This is a genomic window from Mycobacterium sp. NGS26 (genome assembly GCF_059813025.1).
The window spans coordinates 1121769-1143424 of record NZ_JCALDU010000001.1 but is presented as its reverse complement, the minus strand read 5'-3'; the positions used below and the strand labels follow the sequence as shown (position 1 = coordinate 1143424).

Below are 21656 nucleotides of genomic sequence, written 5' to 3'. Positions count from 1 at the left end.
CCGAGCCGGAGCGGGTGCTGTTCCGCCGGCTGGCGGTCTTCCTGGGCGGTTTCGACCTCGACGCGGCCCAGGCGGTCGCCGGCGGCGGTGACGTGGAGCGCTACCAGGTGCTGGATCAGCTCACACTGCTGGTGGACAAGTCGCTGGTGGTGGCCGACGACAGCCCCGCCCGAACCCGGTATCGGCTGCTGGAGACGGTGCGCCAGTACGCGCTGGAAAGGCTGGGCGAGTCCGGCGAGGCCGACGCCGTGCGGTCCCGGCACCGCGACTACTACACGTCGCTGGCGGCCGCGGTCGACGCGCCGGCGGGCAGTGATTACGAGCAGCGTCTCGATCAGGCCGAAACGGAAATCGACAACCTGCGGGCCGCGTTCGGGTGGAGCGGCGAGAACTCCGACGTTGAGCTGGCGTTGTCGTTGGCGTCGTCGCTGCAGCCGCTGTGGGTCGCCCGGGGCAGGCTCAGAGAAGGACTGACCTGGTTTGACACCGTCCTCACCGACGAGGTCGCCTGTGACTACGGGGTGGCGGCCGCGGTGCGCGCCCGGGCGCTGGCCGACCAGGCCGTACTTGCCATGATGTTGGGCGCCGCCGACGGCGTGAATCGGGCGCAGCAGGCCCTGGCGCTCGCCCGTGACATCGACGACCCGCCCGTGCTGGCCAGGGCGCTGACCGCCTGTGGCTTTACCGCCGCCTACAACGCCGAACTGGCCGGGGCGCACTTCGCCGAGGCGATCGGACTCGCCCGCGAGTCCGACGACAAGTGGCGGCTCAGCCAGATCCTGGCCTGGCAGGCGAACGCGGCGATCGCCGCGGGTGACCCGATGGCCGCTCGCGTGGCCGCCGAGGAAGGACACGACCTCGCCGAGGCGATCGGCGACGGGTTCAACTCGCGGCACTGCCGCATGTGCATGGGTTTGGCGCGCATGTACCAGGGCGATGTGGCCGGAGCACTCGCACAGTTCCGCGCGGTGGCCAACGAGGCCAAGGCCGCCCACGATGGGCTCCTTGAGGCAGGTAACCTCGCGCACCAGGCTGTCGCCCTGGCGTGGCAGGGCGATACGGGTGCGGCTCGGGCCGCGGCCGAGGCGAGCATAGAGTCCGCCTCTGAGCTCGGCGGGGTTCTCGCGGGTCTCGGTTACCAGGCGTTGGCAGTAGCGGCCCTGGCAGCCGCGGACGTTGAGACGGCGCGTGTGGCGAGCGCGGCGGCCTGGGAGCACGCGAACTTAGTGCCGGGCTTTGCGACGCATCTGCGCCACATCAACGCGTGGGTCGCGCTGGCGAGCGGAGACCTGATTGCGGCCCGACGTTGGGTTGACGACGCGGTGGCGACGGCGACGGGCTGGGTCTTGCTGGCAGTGGCGCTGAGCACGCGCGCCCGCGTAGCAATCGCACAGGGTCACTCGGAGCAGGCCGAGCGTGACGCCTACGACGCGTTGGCCAGCGTCCCAGACAGCTTCACATATCTGGGTATCCCTGACGCCCTTGAGAGCCTCGCGACGCTGGCCGGCGAGGCTGGCGGTCACCGCGAAGCCGCCCGGTTGTTCGGAGCGGCAGCGGCCATCTGGCAGCGGATGGGCGTGGTGCGGTTGAAGGTTCACGACGCCGGGTACGAAGCCTCGGTGGGGGCGCTGCGAAATGCCATGGGCCAGGCCGACTTCGAGTCGGCATGGGCCGAGGGGGCCGCGCTGTCCACCGAGGAGGCCGTCGCCTACGCAAAGCGCGGCCGCGGCGAACGCAAGCGGCCGGCCACCGGCTGGGCCTCGCTGACCCCCACCGAGCTAGACGTCGTGCGGCTGGTCAGTGAAGGGCTCGGCAACAACGACATCGCCACCCGGCTTTTCGTGTCGCCGCGCACGGTGCAATCGCACCTCACCCACGTCTACACGAAGCTCGGCCTGAGCTCCCGCGTGCAGCTGGCGCAGGAGGCGGCGCGTCACGGCTGAGGACCGTGCCGGCCCCTTGACGAGCTCGTCGTGATGCTGCTAGACATGGCCCTGCGCACAAATTTGGGCGATCGCCCAAAAACGGCGGGTGGGAGGTTGCCATGGGCCGCATGGAAGGCAAGGTCGCATTCGTGACGGGCGCGGCCCGCGGGCAGGGCAGAAGCCACGCGGTGCGGCTGGCCCAGGAGGGCGCCGACATCATCGCCGTCGACATCTGCCGGGGGTTCGAGGCATCGCCGGCACCCGGCGCGACGCGCGACGACCTGGACACGACCGCGGGCATGGTCAAGGACGCCGGGGGCCGCGTCGTCACGGCCGAGGTCGACGTTCGCGACTTCGACGCGCTGCGCGCCGCCGTCGACGGCGGTGTCGAACAGCTTGGGCGCCTCGACGTCATCGTGGCGAACGCCGGCATCGGCACGACGGCGGGAAAGCTGCACAAAACCGACGAGGCACTGTGGCAGGAGATGATCGACGTCAACCTCAGCGGCGTGTGGAAGACGGTGAAGGCCGGGGTTCCCCACATCCTGGCGGGGAAGTGCGGCGGCTCGATCGTGTTGACCTCGTCGGTGGCCGGTCTCAAGGCCTACGCGCAGATGGGTCACTACGTGGCGGCCAAGCACGGCGTGATCGGCCTGATGCGTTCGTTCGCCGTCGAATTGGGCCAGCACATGATCAGGGTCAATGCCGTCCTCCCGACGCACACGAACTCGCCGCTGCTGATGAACGAGGCCACCTACCGGGCCTTTCGGCCCGAACTGGAAAACCCGGGCCCCGACGACCTCGCGCCGGTGTGCCAGAGCTTCCACTACCTGCCCATCCCCTGGGTGACCCCCGAGGACATCACCAACGCCGTGCTGTTCCTGGCCTCCGACGAGGCCCGCTACATCACCGGAGTAGCGCTGCCGGTGGACGCCGGCAGCTGCCTGAAGTGAGGACGCATCGATGACCGTTGCCAACGACACCGACGTCTACTACGACCCCTACGACGTCGGGATCATCGCCGACCCGTACCCGACCTACGCCCGGCTGCGCGAGGAGGCGCCGCTGTACTACAACGAGCGCTACGACTTCTGGGCGATATCAAGGCATTCCGATGTGGAACGGGCACTGGCGAATTGGGAGGTATTCTCCAACCGGCGCAGCGACATCCTCGAGTTGATCCAGTCGAAGTTCGACATGCCCGGCGGCGTGATGATGTTCCAGGACCCGCCCGAACACACGAGGCTGCGCGGCCTGATGTCGCGGGTCTTCACCCCGCGCCGGATGGCGGAAATCGAGGACCAGATCCGCGCGTACTGCGTGCGGTGCCTGGACCCGCTCGTCGGATCCTCGGGATTCGACATCATCGCCGAGCTCGCTTCGATGATGCCGATGCGGGTGATCGGCATGCTGCTGGGAATCCCTGAGTCCGAACAGATCTCGGTGCGTGACGCCAACGACGCCAACCTCCGGACCAAGCCGGGGGCACCGCTGCGGGTCGCGAACGCCGACTCCATCGCCGACGGCCGGATCTACGCCGACTACGTCGAATGGCGATCCAAGAACCCGTCCGACGACCTGATGACGCAGCTGCTCAACGTCGAGTTCGAGGACGAGCAGGGCGTGCACCGCAAGCTGACCCGCAAGGAGGTCCTGCACTACACCCAGGTGGTGGCCGGTGCCGGTAACGAGACGACGGGCCGGCTGATCGGCTGGCTGGCCAAGGTGCTCGCCGAGCACCCGGACCAGCGGCGCGAGATCTACACGGACCGGTCGCTGCTGAACCGCACCGTCGACGAGACGCTACGGTTCGAGCCCACCGGCCCCCACGTCGCCCGTTGGATGGCACAGGATTTCGAGCTGTACGGCAGGACGGTTCCGGCCGGCAGCGCGATGCTGCTGCTCTTCGGCGCCGCCAATCGCGACCCCCGCCGCTACACCGATCCGGACACGTTCGACATCCACCGGGACAACATCTCGCACATCACCTTCGGCAAGGGCGTGCACTACTGCCTCGGGGCCAACCTGGCGCGGCTGGAGGGCCGCGTGGCACTCGACGAGATCCTCAACCGCTGGCCGGAGTGGGACATCGACTACGAGTCGGCGCAATTGGCGCCGACGTCCACCGTCCGGGGGTGGGAGCGGCTGCGGCTGGTGCTGCCCTGACCTGACGGCGCCGAGCAGACGCAAAAGCACCCAATTCGTGCCGAATTCAGGTGCTTTTGCGTCTGCTCGCGGGGCTCGGCATCTCGAATCGGTCCAGGAAGCGGTGGACCAGTGCGACGGCCTCGTCGTGACCCCCGGAAGTGCCGAGCGCCTTCTCCAATATGAGCATGCGGCCGATCGACGCGATGACCACCGCGATGCCCGCGGGCGGGAATTCCGTTGCGTCAAGGCCATGTTCGCGGACGACGAAGTTCAGTGCGGTGATCTGCATTTCACGCCAGCGCTCCTGCCACGCCGCAATCTCGGCCCTGATCTCCTTGCGATGGTTGGCAAGACCCATGAATTCCAGCAACAGCCGGGTGTCCTTGGGCCCGATCAGGGTGTCCCACAGCGCGTGCAACGGCCGGTCGGAGGCCAACGCCTCCTTTTGCCGCTCGAGGTAGGCGGCGGCGCCGCGCCGGAACACGTCCAGGTACAACTCGTCCATCGTGGGGAAGTAGTAGTGCACCAACGCCGGTTTGACACCGGCTTCGGCCGCCACCCGGCGCGACGTGGCCGCGGCGTAACCCTCCTCGATCATGATCCGGCTCGTCGCGGCGATCAGCATGTCGCGAGTGGTGGAGTCCCGCGCATTGCGGCGTTGTGGTGCGGTCATGGACCTACTTTCATTGAGCGATTGCCCAAATCGCGTATCCGTCATGCTTGCATTCCAGGTCACGGCGGGTCAAGGAACGCGCGCGCGCCCACGCTTGACCGACACGCACGCCTGGTGATAGGCATGTGAAGCCTGAGCGATCGCTCAGCAAACTGGGAGGGGCGGCTTGAGCGCGAAGACAGCGGTGGTGACCGGTGGTGCGTCGGGCATCGGCCGGGCCGTCGCCGAACGGTTGCGCAGCGACGGATTCCGCGTGGCCGTCATCGACCTGTCGCCCACCGACGACGGGTCCGGTCACGTCGCCGACGTCACCGACCGTGCGCAGGTGGACGCCGCGGTATCGGCGATCCGCGACGAACTCGGCCCAATCCTGGTGCTGGTCAACGCCGCCGGCGTGGAGGGCTTCAAGAAGTTCTTGGGCATGTCCTTTCAGGAATGGTCCAGGGTGATCGACGTCAACCTGAACGGCGTCTTCCACACCATCCAGGCGGTGCTGCCCGACATGGTCGAGGCCGGCTGGGGGCGCGTCGTCAACATCTCGTCGTCGAGCACGCACTCCGGACAGCCGTTCATGGCCCACTACGTGGCGGCGAAGTCCGCGGTGAACGGCCTGACCAAGTCGCTTGCCCTCGAATACGGGCCGAGCGGCATTACGGTCAACGCGGTGCCGCCGGGGTTCATCGACACCCCGATGCTGCGCAGCGCCGAGAGCCGGCACCTGCTCGGCGGAACGATCGAGGATCACATCAACCGCACGCCGGTGCGCCGGGTGGGCAAGCCCGAGGACATCGCGGCCGCGTGCGCGTTCTTCGTCTCCGAGGAGGCCGGGTACATCACCGGCCAGATCCTCGGCGTCAACGGCGGTCGTAACACCTGAGAGGGACCAAATGTACGACAGGGGCGAGCTTTTCATCGACGGCAAGTGGGTCGCGCCGGATTCCGATGCCGTCATCTCCGTGATCTCCCCGCACACCGAGGCCGTCATCGGCCACGCGGCGTGCGCGGGACCCGTGGACGTGGACCGGGCCGTCGAGGCGGCGCGGGCGGCCTTCGACGGCGGGCCGTGGCCACGCCTGCAACCCGCCGAGCGGATCGACGCGCTGGCCCGGCTGGCCGGCATCTACCAGGAACGGCGCGCCGACATGGCCGAGCTGATCTGCGCCGAGATCGGCGCTCCCATCAGCTTCGCCAAACGGGCGCAGGTCCGCCTGCCCCTCGCGATGATCTCGGCGTTCTGCGGCCTGGCCGCAACCTACGAGTGGCAGCAGGAACGAACGGGGCTGTACGGCAAGGACATTCGGATCGTCAAACACCCGGTGGGCGTCGTCGCCGCCGTGGTGCCGTGGAACATGCCGCAGTTTCTCACCGTGTGCAAGGTGGTGCCGGCGCTGTTGGCCGGCTGTGCGGTGGTGCTCAAGCCCGCACCCGAGTCGGTGCTCGACGCGCAGCTGCTCGCCGAGCTGGTCGCGGCGGCCGACCTGCCGCCCGGCGTGCTGAACGTGGTGCCCGGGGGTCGCGAGGTCGGCGAACAGCTGGTCGGGCACCCGGGTGTCGACAAGGTGTCGTTCACCGGATCCACGGCGGCGGGCCGACAGGTCGCCCTCGCCTGCGCCCGGGGGCCGAAGCAGGTGAGCCTCGAACTGGGCGGCAAGTCGGCGGCCATCGTGCTCGACGACGCCGACCACGCAGCCGTCGCGCCCGCGATCCAGATGGCCAGCCTCGCCAACAGCGGCCAGGTGTGCAACGCGCTCAGCCGCATCCTGGTGCCCGAGGCGCGCAAGGACGAGTTCGTCGACGCGTTGGCGGCCGGGATGGAGGCGATGACGGTGGGCGACCCGGCGGATCCCAACACCCAGCTCGGTCCGCTGGTGGCGCGGCGCCAGCAGGAGCGGGTCCGCGGCTACATCGAATCGGGCAAGAGCGAGGGCGCGCGCCTGGTGACCGGCGGCGCCGACATGCCCGACGGCCTGGACACCGGTTGGTACGTACGGCCGACGCTGTTCAGCGACGCGAACAACGACATGCGGATAGCGCGCGAGGAGATCTTCGGCCCGGTGCTGACCGTCATCCCCTACCGCGACGAGGACGAGGCGATACGGATCGCCAACGACTCCGAGTACGGGCTGGCCGGGGCCGTGTTCACCGCCGACGTCGACCGCGGCTACGGCGTCGCGGCGCGGGTGCGGTCCGGCACCTTCGGTATCAACGAGGGCTACATCATGGACCCGGCGGCGCCGTTCGGCGGTGTCAAGAACAGCGGCTACGGCCGCGAGCTCGGAACCGAGGGAATCGACAGTTACACTGTCAGCCAATCGATTTCGGCCGCTACCTAAGCGCCGCGAGACTGTAACTGGCAACGCATTTCTCGAGAGCCGGCGTCGGTAGTTACAGTCTCGCGACGGCGGCGGCCTACGCCGGCTGTGGGCTCGCGGCGTCGCTCTTGGGGTCGATCAGGATCTTCGCGTGGGCCTCGGGATCACCGAGGGCGTCGAACGCGGCCGCGACACCGGGCAGGCCGACCGTCCCGGTGATCAGCGGCGCGACGTTGACCTTGCCGTCGGCGAGCATGTGCAGCGTGTCGCGGAACTCGAGCGGGGTGTAGCCCAGCACGAACCGGAGGTCGATCTCTTTGTTGATCGCCATCGCCGGCCGGATGTGGTCCGAGCCCATGCAGACGCCGACCACGACGACCCGCGAGAACAACGGTGCGCTCGTGACGATGCCGTCGATAATGCCTGGGACACCGACACATTCGAAGATGACGGGGTGTTTGGGTGTTGCCGCGCCGGCCGCTTCGGCGGCGCGCCACACGTGCCACCAGGGCAGCCGCAGCCGCTGCAGCTTCTCGATGGTGCCGACCGCAAGGTCGAACGCCTCGAGGATGCCCTGCAGGTGTTTGCGGCTCGCGTCCGTCCTATACGGCGAGTCCTGCGCGGGATCGACGACGATGTCGGCCCCGCAGGCGGTCGCCAGCGCGCGCCGGCCCGCGGAGAAATCGGCGGCAATCACGGTGCGCACCCCGTGCGCCTTGAGCATGCAGATCACCCCAAGACCGATTGGCCCGCAGCCGATCACGATCGCGACGTCGCCCTTGCCCACCTCGCCGCGACGGACGGCGTGCCAGCCGACGGCCATCGGCTCGGTCAGCGCGGCTATTTCGGGGGCCAGCCCGTTGGGGACGGGAAACGTCATCGACTGCTCGACGAGGAGCTGCTCGGCATAGGCGCCGGGCGCCATCGTCGACAAGCCGATCCCGTGCACCTCTTTGCCGCGCCGCAGCAGCGGCAGCGCGACGACCGGGGTGCCGCGCCGCGGGGCCCTGCGCGTGCCGGGGCCGTACTCGACCACTTCACCGCAGAATTCGTGACCGAACACCACCCGCTGATCCGATCGCATGAACGCGTCGTACCCCGAGTCGGCCATCACGTCGGCGAGCTCGTCGCAGTGGTGGCGCGCGTGCAGGTCGGACCCGCAAATGCCGCACCTCAGGACCTCGATCAGCAACTGGCCCTTCTCCGGCGCCGGGATCGGCAGGTCGACGACCTCGAGCTTGGTGTTCGTGCAGGTGACGCTCTTCATCCGTCGATCCTCCGCCCCGCCATCGCGAAACTGCAACTGGCAACGCATTTCCCGAGAAGGAGTGTCGGTAGTTACAGTGTCGCGGCTGACTAAAGGGCCGCGAACGTGTCGGCGACGGTTTCGGCCGGATCCCGATAGGTGATGCCGAGTTCTCGCTCGCTCGGCGAATCGTCGGAGGCCGGCATCTGGGTGTAGTACTGCATGCCCGCCGAGGTGAACGGGGTGTCGAAGGGCAGGAATCGGCCCGCCCGGTCCAGCACCGCGCCCGCCACCCGCAGCGCGGTGTCCGGAATGGGGACGGCAACCATCGGCGTGCCTGCGATTTGGCCGAGCATGGTCGCCAGCTCGTAGGCCGGAACGCGATGTCCGCCCGCGGTGTAACGACGCGGCCCGCGCCCCGGCTCCAGCAGCGCCGCGTGCAACGCGGCCAGGTCGCGGACGTCGACGACCAACCACGCCGCGCTTCGCCCCGGGATCGCATGCATCTGCAGCGCCGCCCTGACGCCCTCGCCGGCCTCGCCGAATTGGTCGCCGACCGGCGGGCCGAGAACCATGCCGGGGTAGGTGATGTTCACCGGCGCCCCGGCGTCCTGCAGGCCGCGGGCATAGATTTCGACCTGCGCCTTGGACGTCCCGTATCCGTCCGCCCCGCCGACGACCGGCAGGTCCGCCGTCAGCATCTCCAGGCCGGGATGAAACAGCGCGGTGAAGCTCGACACGTGGATGATCGGATCCAGGCCGAGCTCGACGGACTGGCCGAGGACGTTCTGGGCGCCCTGCATGTTCGTGGTCAGCATCTGGTTGGTCTGGCGTGGGTCGGTTGCCACCAGGGCGGCGCTGTGCACGACGGCGTCGCAGCCGCGCAACGCCTCGCGCACCGAGACGCGGTCGGTGATGTCCCCGACGGCGAAGTCCGACACGTCGACGCCCAGCTTGGCGACCGAGGTCTGCAGCCGGTCGGGGTTACGCACCAAAAACCGGACGGAGTGTCCGGCGTCGGCGATGACCTTGGCGGTCCACCCGCCCACGAATCCGGTACCGCCCGTGATCAGAACGTGCATCGTGCGATTCTGCACCGGTTGCCCGCCCGCGGGCGCCCGGGGTATCAGAGATGACCGGCGGCGAAGTCCGCGGCTTGGTCCGTCATGCCGTTCACCCCATACATGACGTGCGCGGCGTTGTCGTTGCCGGTACCGCAAATGGGGTCGCCCTGCGCGCACAGTTCAAGGGTCTTGGGCTTGTACAGCGGCCCGATGGCGATTGGCGGCGCGCCATACTGCGCCAGCCATTGGTCGGAAGGTTTCCCGAACAGTGTCACCGCGGCAACGTGGTTCGCGATGTCCGGCGACATCGGCTTCGGCACCAAATCAGCGGGTACCCCCGGCGGTACGGCGGCCGAGGTGGCATAGCCGGCCACGGCCGCGCCCTGCGAGTATCCGCCGAGGACCTCGCGGGTCGTGGGGCAGTTCGCGGCCATGGATTGGATGTGAGAGCCGGCGTCGCGAATCCCGGCGATCACGGTCAACGGAAAATTGGGATTGCTGAAATCGGTGCTGGCCTCGTAGTTGACCGGATACACCCCGAAAGATCGCGCGCCGACGCGCCCGCGCAGGGCATCGACGAATTGCTGCCCGAAGTTGCCGACGCCGGGTGGCTCGCCGGTGCCGCGGGCGAACACGACCTCGACGTCGGGACAGGGGTCGGCCGACGCCGACGGGCCGGGCGATTCGAGCAGCGCGGAAGCGGCGAGCGCTCCCGCCGCCCCGGCGGCCGCCACGGCCCGGCGCACCTGCTTGTCGATCAACTTCACGACGTCCATCACCGCACCGCTTCGCATCATCGAGGCCCCCTGCCTGGTATTCGATGCTAATTGCGGTAGGGATTGCCGGAAGGCCTCCTTTTCAACCGCGTTGTTTGTCGTGCGCTGTCACCATGGAGTTCGTGAGCACCGCGATTGTGGTGGCGATAGTGGCGACGCTGATGCTGCTGGGCATCGGCATGGTGGTCAATCAGCTGCTCCGGCTGAGGAAGTTCCTGGGGGACGCACCGCCCAAGGCGCCGGGGACCGATGAAGGCCCGGAGCAGCCGGACTGAGGGGCATTTTTTGCAAAGCCGGGCAAACGGCGGTGTGCCCTGCTGCTAGCTTCATTCTCGTGATGGCAACTGGTCGGGGCGCTGCACGGTGACAACCTCCCTGCTGACCGGCGACGGCCTGCCGCACGGCGTGTCCGGCGCCGCCGACCCGCATTTCGCGAACGTCGTCAAGCTGTTCGCCGACCGCTTCCCCGGGCCGCGACTGGGCGGGGGCGCCCTCTGCGTCTACATCGACGGCCGACCCGTCGTCGACGTCTGGACCGGGTGGTCGGACCGGGCGGGCACGGAGCCGTGGACCGCGGATACGGGCGCGATGGTGTTCTCGGGGACCAAGGGCGTGGCGTCGACGGTGATCCACCGCCTCGCCGATCGCGGGCTGCTGTCGTATGACGAACCGGTCGCCGAATACTGGCCCGAGTTCGCGGCCAACGGGAAAGGCGCGATCACGGTTCGCGATGTGTTGCGCCATCGGTCGGGTTTGTCGCATCTGCGCGGCGTCACCAAAACCGAGCTGATGGATCACCTGCTCATGGAGCAGCGCCTCGCGGAGGCGCCCGTCGACCACCTGCGCGGCGTGCAGGCGTATCACGCGCTGACCTATGGGTGGCTGCTGTCCGGTCTGGCCCGGGCGGTGACCGGAAAGGGCATGCGGGAGTTGTTCCGTCAGGAGGTCGCGCGGCCGCTCAACACCGACGGCGTGCATCTCGGCCGTCCGCCCGCCGGCTCGCCCACCAAGGCGGCGCAGATCCTGATGCCGCAGGGCCGGTTCCGCACCCCGGTGATGAGCTTCATCGCACCGAAGGTGGCCGGCCTGCCGTTCTCGGGCGCCCTCGGCGCGATGTACTTCCCCGGGGTCATATCGCTCGTCAAGGGCGATACCCCGTTCCTGGACGGCGAGGTGCCGGCGGCCAACGGCGTGGTGACCGGGCGTGGCCTGGCCAAGATGTACGCGGTGCTCGCCAACGAGGGTCGCATCGACGGCAAGAAGTACCTGTCCAAGGATTTGGCGCGCGGCCTGGCGGGCCAGTCGCGGATCAAGTGGCCGGACGCGAACATGGTGGTGCCCATGCCTTTTCACCTCGGCTACCACGAATCGCCGGTTCCCGGACTGCTCAAGGGTTTTGGTCACGTCGGCCTGGGCGGGACGCTGGGATGGGCCGACCCGGACACCGGCAGCTCGTTCGGCTATGTCCACAACCGGCTGCTGACGCAACGGCTGTTCGACATGGGATCGTTCGCGGGCCTGGCCGGTCCGCTGCGCTCCGCCATCGAGGCCGCGCGTCACCAGGGTCCGCTCGAGGTGCCGCAGCTGGGCGCGACGTACGCCAAACCCGCTCGGCGCCGGGCGGTTTCGGACGTGGCGGCGTCGGGAAGCGCTTAGACCTTTACGTTGCCGCGCGGGAGGGTCAGCGGAAGGTCGGTGTAGGTGACGATGCCCGGCGCCGCGGCGACGACGGCGGGGATCGCGTTGATCGCGGGCATCGCGGTCATGATGTGTCCGAGGTCCATGAAGTCGGCGATCGTCTCGGCCTGGAAATACGGCGGCGGCAGAAATCCGACCTTGGTGGTGACCGTCGGCTGCCCGTCGATCTGGATGACCCAGCCGTCCTGTTCGATCTTCCAGTCCGGCTCGAGCGTCTGACCCTTGCGCCACCGGACGTTGAGGTCGATCACGGTGTTGCCGCCGACGATGCCCTGCCAGCTGATGTAGACCCCCGCGACGCATCCGGCGGGGATGGTCCAGGACGCCATTTCGAGGTCGGCGGTGGTCTGCGCGAATTCGGCCACGCATCGCACCTCGTCGAGCTCGACGCCGAGCGCGTCGCCCACCAGCTGGACCGCCTCGCCGAAAATCGCGGTTCCCTTGGCGGCCATCTGCGACAGCTCGGGGTGGTCGATCGGCTGGCCGAAACCGACCGGCTTCTCGGTGTCGGGCGAGTCGTAGAACGTGGTGTCGGCGGCCTCGTTGACGGTGACCTTGTCGATCCTGTTGCACACCATCGCCGACACGATCGCCAGCAGTTCGGCGAAGCCCGGGCTGACGCCGGACCCGAAGAGCGTGGCGCCGCCCTTCTCGCAGGCCTCCAGCAGCCGGTCCCGGCCGTCGCCGAGGTTGCGCCCGGTGATGAAGGACGCCGTCGTGACGACGTTGACCCCGGCCGACAGGATGCGGACCAGCTCGTCGACGTCGAACCACATCGGGTTGTAGACCGCGCAGTCCGGCTTAAGGGCCAGCAGCGCGTCGACGTCGTTGGTGGCCGCGATCCCCAGCGGCGCGATGCCGACCAGCTCGCCGGCGTCGCGGCCGACCTTCTCGGCCGACCAGGCATAACACCCCACCAATTCAAGCGTGGGGTTGTCGGCGATGGATTTCAGCGAGCTCTTGCCGACGTTTCCGGTGTTCCATTGAACGACTCGATAGGTGTTTGGCACTCGCTCAGCATAGGGAATCGAGCCGGATCTTTAATAGGCGGATTCGGAAGCCAGGATCTCGGCCAGGAACGCGTCGTCACCCGGGGAGTCCAGCCGCGCCCGCACCCAGCGACGGACCCGGTCACGGGTTTCGCGCGTCTCGGTCCCGCCGGACAGCTCGGCGCCGACGAGCACCGAGGTGGCGGACCAATCGTGGTCCCAGGCCGCCGATTCGGTCATCGGTCGCTGCGAGTCGGTCAGGGCGAGGGTGGCGCGGCCGCCGGCGTGCAGCACGCCGGCGCCGCCGACGGCTCCCGACCTCAGCCGCACCCCGATGCCGGTGGCCGGGTCGGGCCCGATGACCGCCGCTTGGACGACGGCGACCGCCGCCGTCTCGTCGGCCTCGATGATCCAGTCGACGGTGTCCTCACCGGCGTCGAAGATTCCGGGGGGAACCGCGCTCCAGTTGACGGAGGCGACGCCCCTGGCGATCGCCGCCTTGCCGCCGAGTCCCGCGTCGGCGCCGGCGGCCAGCGCGTAATCGTCACGACGCCCGCTCGGCTCGGCCGGTGCCGCCGTCCGGGCGGCACCCGAATCATCAAGGGCGGCATGCAGTTTCGGCCACCCGGCGCCGTCGATGCCGGCTTCGTCGGCGAGCCCGGCGCCCGCTCGCACCAGGTCGATGATCCGCGGGTCGCCGGTCGTCACGTGCGCGGCCAGGGCCGGGGCGTGCGGCGCGAGCAGCTGCGCCACCTCCGAATCCAGCGTGTCGTCGGTGAAGAAGCCCTGCGCCCCGACGGTCAGCAGCGCGACCTCGACGTCCAGCAGCGCGCGGTCCAGGCCGGCGATGCCGTCGTTCCGGCTGGCGGGCCACCAGCGCCGCAGCCAATGCCCGATGGCCAGCCTGCGCAGCGGGTCCATCGATCCGGGCACGATGTCGACGCCGGTGAGCTCATGCGGTGGGCCGGCCGCGTCGGCGGCGTCCAACGCGGAGGCCAGCGCGACGTGCCCGGACTCGCCGAGGATGCGCCACAGCCAGTCGGCGCGGGCCGGGTCTGTGAAGGTGATCTGGGCCGACGCGGCGCCGGCGGGATCGTCGACCGTCCAGGACAGCACCGCGCCACTGACTTCCAGCACCGCGGTCAGCGGGGTCGGTGCGGCGGCGGGGCCGATTCGCCAAAGACCGGCGTCGGCAACCAATCTCATCCGGCCACCTGCAATTCCAGCATCGCCTTGATGCGTTGCCGGTGGTCGAGGCTCACCGACCGCGCGACGCCCTCCAGCAGCGACCGCACGTCGTCGACGTCGTCGCAGGGCTCCTGCCACACGTCGCGCCCGTGCAGCCGCGCCCAGAGCCGACTCAGATACGGCTGCGCGTAGGCGGCGAGGTCGTCGACGACCTGCTGCTGGCGCGGATGAATCGGCCCGCCCTCGGCGAGATAGCGCCTGGCGTGCAAGACGTACGCCTCTTTGCGCAGCCGGGCCTGAATCTGGGCCGCCAGCCCGTAGTGGCTCATCACGGACGGGTCCAGGGGCGCCAGGTCGACCGCGACCTCGATGCCGGCCACCAACGTGGCCTGCTTGTCCTCGGACAGCAACCCCCACGGCGCGCAGGCGCGGTCGACTTCCTCTTCGCACAGCAGCGGGATGTCGGGCAGCGCGTCGCGGTCCAGGGCGCGCCGCAACGTCGCGCGCACCCGGTCCACCACGCTTCGGTCCAGCGGGCGATCGCTGTCGGACCCGGTAAAGACTTGTGGTTTCCGTTGCGGTGCAACCGAACTCAGGCCAAGCTCGATGATCGACCAGGGTAGCTCGGCCGTCTCGGTGCGGGCCAGGGCGCCCAGGTTGTACGGCGCCGGATCGGCGATGAGGGCCGACCAGGCTCGCTGGCGGGCCGCTTTGGCGCTGTGGCCGTCGGCGCGGCCGAGCGCGGTGCTGAGCTCGGCCAGGAAGTGGCCGGCCGCCGTCGCTGTTTCGGACGCCCGCACGTCACGCCAGCTCCGTTCGAGCTGCTCGGTCAGTGCGGCGACGACTTCGGGGCTCGCCACGTACTGGTGCAGCACCTCGATCGCGGTGCGGTCCCGGCCGAGGTGGATTTCGCCGAGTATCGCGGCCGCCGTCTCGCGATCCTGCGGCGCCGGTGGGCCTTTCGTCACCGCGAGCTCGAAGCACACCGGAAAGTACAGCTCCTGGGCGTTGCCGGTGCGGATCCGCTGCCTGCGGCGCTCGAGCTTCAGGGTGTCGAACCATGCTGCGGCGGAACGCAATTGGTGAGCGTTGCCGACGATCAGCTCATGGATCGCCGCGGCCGTGTCGGCGTCGACGACGGGGGCCGAATACTGCGGGTTCGATCGCAGGCGCAGCACCAACGGGTCCAGGATCCGTTTGACCGTCCGGCTCAACGGGCCGCCGTCGTCGCTGCTGAGCACCTCCACGCCGGGACCGATCGCGCGCCACGCCCGCTCGATCACCGACCGGCGGGGCAGGCCGACTGCGACGTCCGCCACCTGCGAGTCCGCGCTCATCAGGACAGGATAGGGGCTTTCGGCAGAGAGCGGCAGCGAAAAAGTTGGGTTCGGTAGCCGGGCGGCACCGAGAGGCTGGTCACATGAAGAATCCGACGATGCTGCTGGCGGGCGCCGAAATCGCGCTTATCGCAACCGCCGTTGTCTATATCACCTTTAGCCACCCGTGGGTCACGATGGCCGGCATCGGGGCTGTCGCACTGGCTTTGGCGGTCATCGGCGGCCTGATGGTCGCGCGGGCTCAGACCGCTCATGAACGCATCGTCGGGGTCGGCACGGTGTGTGCGACGGACAACGAGCGCCAGGTGTTCGTCGAGGTGGTGGCGGTCTCCGGCGAGACGTTCATCGGCAAACTGGCCCGTTGCGAGGGCGACGTCTGGGCGCTGCACCCGGGCCTCGTCGTTCTGGTGGCGTTCGATCCCGCTGCCCGCGAAGAGCTTTCGCTGCCCGACGACGTCCTGGCCGTCCACTGTCAGCGCGCGCCGTCGACGGCGAAGCTGACGAGCGCGCCCCAGTAGAGCGGGCTGGCGGTGGCGGCACCGTCGCGCCAGCGCCGCATCTGCTCGCGCTGCCACCGATTCACCGCGCACCCCGCGTCGATGGCCTCGTGCGCCTCGTCGACGGCGATGACGGTGCCGGACATGGGATCCGCGGTGCCGTCGGCGGCGAATTGCCGGTAGGCCGCCGTGGTGGGCAGCGACCACAGCGTGGCGGTCACCAGCTGCGCGCCGCCCAGGACCATGGCCGCCACCAGGCCCGTCGCCTCGTCGAATCGATAGTCACCGCCGGAGGCGCACGCCAGCAGGGCGACCCGGGGCGGCATCGGCAGCCGCAGGGCCATCAGATCCGCTGCGGTCAGCGGACGGTGCTCCCCGATCGCGTCGCCGGCGCCGGGAATGCCCGCCGCACAGGCCAAATGCAGCGCGGCCCGATCGGCCCGGCCGGCCTGACCGGAGTGGCCGTCCGGCGAACTCGCGTGGCCGACGTACATCAGCCTGCTCGGCGCCTGTGCCAGCAACTCGGCGAGCCACCCGCGGTCGGCGTCCTGGCGGCGGAACAGCTCCACCGCCGCGTCGACGTTCGGCAGCACCGCGCGGCGTTGCATCAGCGCGGCGTAGTGCCGCGCCAACGGCGTGTCGGCCGACGGCCTGCCGAGCACCGATCCGAGCGCGGAGTCCGGGCGCTGACCCGGCACCCTAGGGTCGAGGACCAGCGCCGGCGGACCGTCTCGACGGGCGGCCCACCCGTCCGGTGACCGCGGCGAGTGCACGATGTTCTGCGGCACCGCGAGCAGCACGTCGACCAACTCCATCAGCCGGTGCCCGTCGGTGTGCTCGCCGACATCGGCGAGCTGCCAAGGGATTTTGGCGGCCGCCCGGCCGCTGGCGGTGATGGCCTCCTGGCGGGCGCGGACGAGTTCTTCCTTGCTGGGCCCGGATTTCGGCACCGCCAGCAGGCCCCACGGGACGCGGGCCAGGCGCGCGCTGGGCGAGACGAACAGCACGGCGCGCGGCGTCGCCACGCATTCGGCCAGCAGCCGCCACCCGGGCTCGGCGATCAGCAGCACACCCAGGATGTAGGCCAGCGTCAGTTCGTCCTGTGGCGTCGCGAAGGGGCCGCTCGTCAGCGCACGCTCGATGGCGTCACGACGGCTCTCCGGGCCGTGCGGCTCCGGCAGCGCGGCGGCCAGCTCCTGCAGGGCCGCGAGCAGGATCGGCTCCTCCACCACCCAGTTGACGGTCCTGGACGGTTGCCCGACTATCCGCAAGCTGGCGTAGGTGACGATCCCGAGGTCGGCGAATCGCAGGACCAGAGTCGGCCGGTCCGGATCACTCATGGCCAGGTCGACCAGGCGGGTTCGTCGGCGGTGACCTCGCGGCCGTACCGCTGCAACGCCAGCTCGCGATAGTGGCTCAAGATCGGGGGAGCGTCCGGCTGCATCCGCAGCGGCGGCAACGGGCCAAGCCGCGTCAGCGAACCGCCGCCTCCGGCTTCCGGGCCGGAGGCGGCCAGCGCCTCGCCGGCGTCGATCAGCACCGGCGAGGTGGACGCGGCCGACCATTCGCCGACTTTGGGTGCCTCCGGTTCGGCGGCGAAAGTCCCACGCGCGCTGTGGTATTCGACCAGCTCGCTGATCAGTTCGGTGTTCTCCCACTCCCAGGCGACGGCGAAGGCGCTGGCCAGGATCGGCGCCGAGACGTTGGTTGCCCAGCGCGACCTCGCATCGGCGTCGGCGATCGAATACCGCACCGAGTCGACCGCCAACGCGGCCGGGACCTTGAGCTCCGCGGCCTGTTCCAGCTTGGTCATCGCGCGCCAGTATTCCGGGGTGCCCACCTCGCCGCGCAGGATGCCGAGCCCCTCGGCCTGCCGCGCCTCGGTTTCCTGCAGCGTCTCGTCGGGATCGCCCGAGCTGTCGAAGCCGAGGTCGGTCAGCGCGTCGGCGCGCCAGACGGTTCCGAGGTGATTGTCGAGCTGCGCGTACTGCAGCCAACTGCTGCGCGGGGACGAGTCGAGCAGCTCGCGGGCCTGGGCGATCGACTCGACCGCATCCGCGAAGCGGCCCCAGAAGATCGATATCCAGCTGCGCTGCAACAGAATACGGTGCAGGGGCAGCGGCTTGCCGAGTTCGCGCAGGTGTCGCTCGGCGTGGCCCCAGCATTCGTCGGCCGCCTCCAACGCGCCCGACGCCAATCGCGTCAGCCCCAGATAGACCCAGCACCGGGCCAGGTCGTGCGCCCGGGCGTATCGCGCGATGACGGGCTGGGCCTCGGAGACCAGTTGCTCGGTGCTGGCGTGGTCGGCGGCCGACCAGCAGGACGCGGCCAGCTCCAATTGCGTTCTGGCCGCGGCCAATTCCCACCCGCGTGCCTGCGCCCGGGCGCCTGCGCGACGCAGCCACGGCTCGGCCTCGGACAGCCTTCCGGTTTCGACGCAGAACCTGCCGTATCCGATGGCCGCCTCCACCCGGAGATGGTCTGCGAGCAGGCCGTCGCCGCTCAGGTGCCCCGGATCCGCGATGGCAGCGAGCACCGGCTCCCACAGCGGAACCGACCGGACATGCAGGTCGTCGTCGCACAGCGCGGTCGCGCACAGGATTTGCGCGTAGGTCAGCAGGTAGGCGTGCTCGTCGGCCAGGTCGGCGAAAGCCGCGTCGGAGCTCGTGTCGCCCAACGCCGCAAGCTCCTTCGCGGCGCCTTCGTGATCGCCGAGCGCCGCGGCGAGGCCGGTTCGCAGGAATTGGGCCCGCCGCGAGTGTCGGCAGACCAGGTGCGCCACCTCGGCGCCGGACATGCGCACCCGTGCGGCGGCCTCCGGCATGGTGCCGGCAGCGACCGCGGAATAGACGGACAGGCAGTCGCGGATGCGCCGAATCGATTCCCGCACACCATCATTCGAGCCGCGCGCCAGGTATATCTCGCCCAGCTGCGCGAACGCCTCCAGCGCGAGATCGTCGCGGTCTTCCCGCTCGATGCGGGGCATCAGCGACAGCAGCAGATCCCGAGCCGCGACCTCGTCGGCGGCGAACGCCAGCCGGCGGGCACGCTGCAATTCGCCGGGAATCGACACGGCTGCATCATAAGTCCTGGTGGTCCAAACCCCGGAGCGGCGGACGCGGAGTGAAGCGCGCCCGCCGCCCGGAGTTAGACCCCTCAACCGCAGGTCACCTTGATGTTGAAGTCCTTGGTGACCATTCCGGCCATCGGGTTCTTCAAATCGGCACCCTGCGCCTGGCCCGTGATGGTGTAGGTCTTGCCGTCCACCGCCACGTTGGCCGATCCGACCTTGGCGCCCATGCCGTTGCTGACCGACAACGCGTTGCCGTCGACGACGAGGGCCAACGACTCCACCTTCGGCGTGGACTCGTCGGTCATCACGACCGCCAGCGCCTGCTGGGCGCCGCCGGTGGACCCGGTGCCGATGTTGATCTTGCCGCCGGTCCTGACGCAGGTCACCGAGGCGGGATTCAGCCCCGCGAGGTCGGTGCCGCCGACCTTCACCTGTGCGCTGGTCCCGGTGGCCGCGCTGGGCGCCGCACTCGAGCCCGGGCTGGCCGTGTGGCCGCCGCTCGAGCAGGCCACCAGCGCCGACGCGACGCCAAGGCTTCCAATCGCTGCCGCGAGAAGACGTTTCACTGAGTGTTCCTTCCTTCATGCGCCGCCCCGTTGGCGTCGTCATGAGAGCGAGTACAGAACGCCCCGGTCGCTACCGATCCCAATTTTCCGGCGCGACCGGTAGGCTGCGTCGACATGGCCCCACGAAGGGAGGCGGGCGATGCCGAAGGTGAAATGGCTGGAAAAGCCTGAGGCCCATGACTTTCCGGCCGCAGCCGACTACCTTGCGTTGCTCGCCGACGCGCACAGCGTCGAGGAGCTGAGCCGGCGACTGCAGGCCGGGGAAGTTGTGCGCAAGAAGGCCAAGGACATTCTGCGGGCCGCCCGGCTGCGCCTGCTACCGGTCGACAACCCCCACGTCGCCTCCGATCTCGCCAAGATCAAGAAGGGCGAACCGCTTTCGCCCATCCTGCTGGTCCGCGGCGACTTCGCAACCGGTGCCCCGCTGCAGATCGCCGACGGCTACCACCGCGTCTGCGCGAGCTATCACACCGACGAGAACACCGACATTCCCGTCGTCATCGCCGACCGGCCGCAGTGATCGAGATCCAGACCGTCGGGACGGTGCGGGTGTTGGCCCTGTCATCGGGGCGGGTCAACGCCCTCGACGTCGAGCTGCTGGAAGAGCTGACTGCCGCCGTCCGCGAGTTGCAGGGTTCGGGCGCCGGCGCGCTCGTCGTCACCGGCGCGGGCCGGGTGTTCTGCGCCGGGGTCGACCTCAACCGCGTGCTGCAGGGCGGCGCCGAATACACCGATCGGTTGATTCCCGCCCTGGCCGACGCGTTCGTCGCGTTGTTCGGCTACCCCGGGCCGACGGTGGCGGCCGTCAACGGTGCCGCCATCGCGGGCGGGTGCGTGCTGGCCTGCGCCTGCGACCGTCGCCTGGCCGGCCCCGACGCCCAGATCGGGGCGTCCGAGGTCCGCGTCGGGGTGCCGTTTCCCGCCGCTGCGCTGGAGGTGGTGCGTCACGCGTGCGGGGACCACGCCGAGGAAGTGCTGCTCGGCGGCCGCCTGTATCGGGGGGACGACGCCGTCGCCCGCGGGCTCGCCCACCGCGTCGTCGCCGAGGATCTCGTCGGGGCGGCCGTGGCGGAGGCGGCGGATCTGGGCGAGATCTCCGTCGACGCCTATCGCCATACCAAGGCCCAGCTGAGGGCGCCCGCCCTGGCGCGGATCGGCCAGGCCGGCGCTATCGACCGCGAGGTCCGCGAGCTGTGGGGCGCCGAGGAGACCCGGCGGCGCATCGCCGACTCGCTCGAGCGCCTTCGGCGCCGCGACTGATCGTCGGCTATTCGTCGACCGCGACGCCGCCCCGGGTGCGCCTGCGGCGCATGCGGTGGGTGCCCTTCCCGGTCGGGCGGCGGTTGCGCAACCCGCCCGCGGGCTCGTCGGCGGCTTCGGCCGATTCGATGGATTCGGTCGATTCAGGGGATTGGGTGGATTCGGTGGTCTCGGCCTCGGCCTCGGTCTCGGTGGCTTGCCGCGTCGGCGCCTCTTCGGTCGCCGCTTCCGCCTCGACCGCCTCGACCGTCTCGCCTTCTTCGGCTTCTTCGGCTACTTCGGTTTCCTCGGCGGCCTCGGACTCGTCGGTTTCTTCGGTTTCTTCGGTTTCCTCGTCGGCCTGGTCGGCCTCCTCGTCCTTCTTGCCGCGGCGCTTCTTGGGCTTCTTCGCCTTGATCGGTTTCGGCGGTGGCGGCGGCAACTCGGCGACGAACGACAGGTAGAACGCAAAGAATCCGAGCACGGCGATCGCGGCGGCGGCGCCGTAGATGCCGAACAGATACTGTCCGGCCGCGTCCAGGCTGAGCCAGATCTCGCTGATCGCGGTGCCGATGATCAGCACGCCCGCCAGCACGTGGGCCACGATCGACCAGACCCGCATCGACAGCGCCAGCTGCGGGGTGCCGAGCTCGGGCTTGCGGGTGCGCAACAGGGTGAACACCACGGGGAGGGCGGCCAACCCGATCAGCGCGCCCGACGCGATCCGGCCCGCCATCCCCAGTCCGCGCGACATGTCGCCCATCAGCTCGTACCAGCGGGGCAGCACGCAGAAGAAGTAGAGGGCGCCTCCACCGAGCGAAAACAACAAGTGCCACGGTATGGCGACCTTGCGCCCCATACGCCTCCTCATGCCGGTAAGCCCACGTCAGCCTAAAGGCAGGCCAAACCGATTCCAAACGACACC

Annotated in this window: 21 protein-coding genes; 10 read left to right on the top strand and 11 right to left on the bottom strand. The window is 69.5% G+C overall.

From position 1 onward, the window contains the following. The first annotated feature begins 14 nt into the window (after positions 1-14). The 3 genes from AC5Y6X_RS05595 to AC5Y6X_RS05585 all read left to right on the top strand — a co-directional run bounded on the left by AC5Y6X_RS05595 (position 15) and on the right by AC5Y6X_RS05585 (position 4091). Entirely contained in the window at positions 15-1943 is a 1929-nt protein-coding gene (locus AC5Y6X_RS05595; RefSeq protein WP_499985258.1) for a helix-turn-helix transcriptional regulator, read from the top strand. Positions 1944-2044: 101 nt separating this feature from the next. After that, entirely contained in the window at positions 2045-2878 is an 834-nt protein-coding gene (locus tag AC5Y6X_RS05590) for a mycofactocin-coupled SDR family oxidoreductase (protein ID WP_499985049.1), read from the top strand. Positions 2879-2888: 10 nt separating this feature from the next. Further along, on the top strand, positions 2889-4091 hold the full coding sequence (locus AC5Y6X_RS05585) for a cytochrome P450 (RefSeq protein ID WP_499985047.1): 1203 nt from the start codon (positions 2889-2891) through the stop codon (positions 4089-4091). 46 nt (positions 4092-4137) lie between these two features. Here AC5Y6X_RS05585 and AC5Y6X_RS05580 read toward each other — a convergent pair whose 3' ends face one another. After that, positions 4138-4746: a TetR/AcrR family transcriptional regulator gene (locus tag AC5Y6X_RS05580; RefSeq protein WP_499985045.1), complete on the bottom strand. Its 609-nt coding sequence runs from the start codon at positions 4744-4746 to the stop codon at positions 4138-4140. A 166-nt stretch (positions 4747-4912) separates the two neighbouring features. Here AC5Y6X_RS05580 and AC5Y6X_RS05575 point away from each other — a divergent pair, with 166 nt between their 5' ends. Both AC5Y6X_RS05575 and AC5Y6X_RS05570 read left to right on the top strand, forming a co-directional pair. After that, a complete protein-coding gene (locus tag AC5Y6X_RS05575) occupies positions 4913-5623 on the top strand; it encodes an SDR family NAD(P)-dependent oxidoreductase (protein WP_499985043.1) in 711 nt (236 codons plus the stop codon). Between the two features lie 10 nt (positions 5624-5633). After that, entirely contained in the window at positions 5634-7079 is a 1446-nt protein-coding gene (locus AC5Y6X_RS05570) for an aldehyde dehydrogenase (RefSeq protein WP_499985041.1), read from the top strand. Positions 7080-7155: 76 nt separating this feature from the next. Here AC5Y6X_RS05570 and AC5Y6X_RS05565 read toward each other — a convergent pair whose 3' ends face one another. The 3 genes from AC5Y6X_RS05565 to AC5Y6X_RS05555 form a co-directional block, all read right to left on the bottom strand. After that, positions 7156-8325, bottom strand: coding sequence for a zinc-binding dehydrogenase (locus AC5Y6X_RS05565; protein ID WP_499985040.1), 1170 nt, complete (start codon positions 8323-8325; stop codon positions 7156-7158). 89 nt (positions 8326-8414) lie between these two features. After that, a complete protein-coding gene (locus AC5Y6X_RS05560; RefSeq protein WP_499985039.1) occupies positions 8415-9386 on the bottom strand; it encodes an SDR family NAD(P)-dependent oxidoreductase in 972 nt (323 codons plus the stop codon). 44 nt (positions 9387-9430) lie between these two features. Next, the gene (locus AC5Y6X_RS05555; protein WP_499985257.1) at positions 9431-10144 is read right to left on the bottom strand and encodes a cutinase family protein; all 714 of its coding nucleotides are present in this window, start codon (positions 10142-10144) and stop codon (positions 9431-9433) included. Between the two features lie 122 nt (positions 10145-10266). Here AC5Y6X_RS05555 and AC5Y6X_RS05550 point away from each other — a divergent pair, with 122 nt between their 5' ends. Together AC5Y6X_RS05550 and lipL are read left to right on the top strand one after the other, a co-directional pair. Continuing rightward, positions 10267-10419 (top strand): hypothetical protein, encoded by a 153-nt coding sequence (locus AC5Y6X_RS05550; RefSeq protein ID WP_499985271.1) that lies wholly within the window; start codon positions 10267-10269, stop codon positions 10417-10419. A gap of 88 nt (positions 10420-10507) precedes the next feature. Beyond that, the gene (gene lipL / locus AC5Y6X_RS05545) at positions 10508-11800 is read left to right on the top strand and encodes an esterase/beta-lactamase LipL (RefSeq protein WP_499985037.1); all 1293 of its coding nucleotides are present in this window, start codon (positions 10508-10510) and stop codon (positions 11798-11800) included. On the opposite strand, the gene AC5Y6X_RS05540 is transcribed toward lipL, so the two are convergent. From AC5Y6X_RS05540 to AC5Y6X_RS05530, 3 genes are read right to left on the bottom strand one after another with little or no spacing between them, the layout of a single operon-like run. Then, entirely contained in the window at positions 11797-12852 is a 1056-nt protein-coding gene (locus AC5Y6X_RS05540; RefSeq protein WP_499985035.1) for an NAD(P)H-dependent amine dehydrogenase family protein, read from the bottom strand. The two genes, lipL and AC5Y6X_RS05540, sit on opposite strands and share 4 nt — an antisense overlap. A 30-nt stretch (positions 12853-12882) precedes the next feature. Then, positions 12883-14037 (bottom strand): hypothetical protein, encoded by a 1155-nt coding sequence (locus AC5Y6X_RS05535; RefSeq protein ID WP_499985033.1) that lies wholly within the window; start codon positions 14035-14037, stop codon positions 12883-12885. Beyond that, entirely contained in the window at positions 14034-15356 is a 1323-nt protein-coding gene (locus AC5Y6X_RS05530) for a hypothetical protein (RefSeq protein WP_499985031.1), read from the bottom strand. Before AC5Y6X_RS05530 ends, AC5Y6X_RS05535 begins: the two co-directional genes overlap by 4 nt. Positions 15357-15583: 227 nt before the next feature. On the opposite strand from AC5Y6X_RS05530, the gene AC5Y6X_RS05525 reads away from it, so the two are divergent. Next, entirely contained in the window at positions 15584-15874 is a 291-nt protein-coding gene (locus AC5Y6X_RS05525; RefSeq protein WP_324679785.1) for a hypothetical protein, read from the top strand. On the opposite strand, the gene AC5Y6X_RS05520 is transcribed toward AC5Y6X_RS05525, so the two are convergent. The 3 genes from AC5Y6X_RS05520 to AC5Y6X_RS05510 form a co-directional block, all read right to left on the bottom strand. Then, positions 15829-17193, bottom strand: a complete 1365-nt coding sequence (locus AC5Y6X_RS05520; RefSeq protein ID WP_499985030.1) for a CHAT domain-containing protein — start codon at positions 17191-17193, stop codon at positions 15829-15831. The two genes, AC5Y6X_RS05525 and AC5Y6X_RS05520, sit on opposite strands and share 46 nt — an antisense overlap. Next, complete coding sequence (locus AC5Y6X_RS05515) at positions 17190-18926, bottom strand: hypothetical protein (RefSeq protein ID WP_499985029.1); 1737 nt, start codon at positions 18924-18926, stop codon at positions 17190-17192. The genes AC5Y6X_RS05520 and AC5Y6X_RS05515 overlap by 4 nt, the downstream gene beginning before the upstream one ends. 83 nt (positions 18927-19009) lie before the next feature. Then, positions 19010-19492 (bottom strand): lipoprotein LpqH, encoded by a 483-nt coding sequence (locus AC5Y6X_RS05510; protein ID WP_499985027.1) that lies wholly within the window; start codon positions 19490-19492, stop codon positions 19010-19012. Positions 19493-19631: 139 nt separating this feature from the next. On the opposite strand from AC5Y6X_RS05510, the gene AC5Y6X_RS05505 reads away from it, so the two are divergent. Beyond that, positions 19632-20012, top strand: a complete 381-nt coding sequence (locus AC5Y6X_RS05505) for a hypothetical protein (RefSeq protein ID WP_499985026.1) — start codon at positions 19632-19634, stop codon at positions 20010-20012. After that, on the top strand, positions 20009-20752 hold the full coding sequence (locus tag AC5Y6X_RS05500) for an enoyl-CoA hydratase/isomerase family protein (protein WP_499985025.1): 744 nt from the start codon (positions 20009-20011) through the stop codon (positions 20750-20752). The genes AC5Y6X_RS05505 and AC5Y6X_RS05500 overlap by 4 nt, the downstream gene beginning before the upstream one ends. Before the next feature lie 7 nt (positions 20753-20759). On the opposite strand, the gene lucA is transcribed toward AC5Y6X_RS05500, so the two are convergent. Beyond that, on the bottom strand, positions 20760-21590 hold the full coding sequence (lucA, locus tag AC5Y6X_RS05495; RefSeq protein WP_499985023.1) for a lipid uptake coordinator LucA: 831 nt from the start codon (positions 21588-21590) through the stop codon (positions 20760-20762). Positions 21591-21656: the final 66 nt, after the last annotated feature.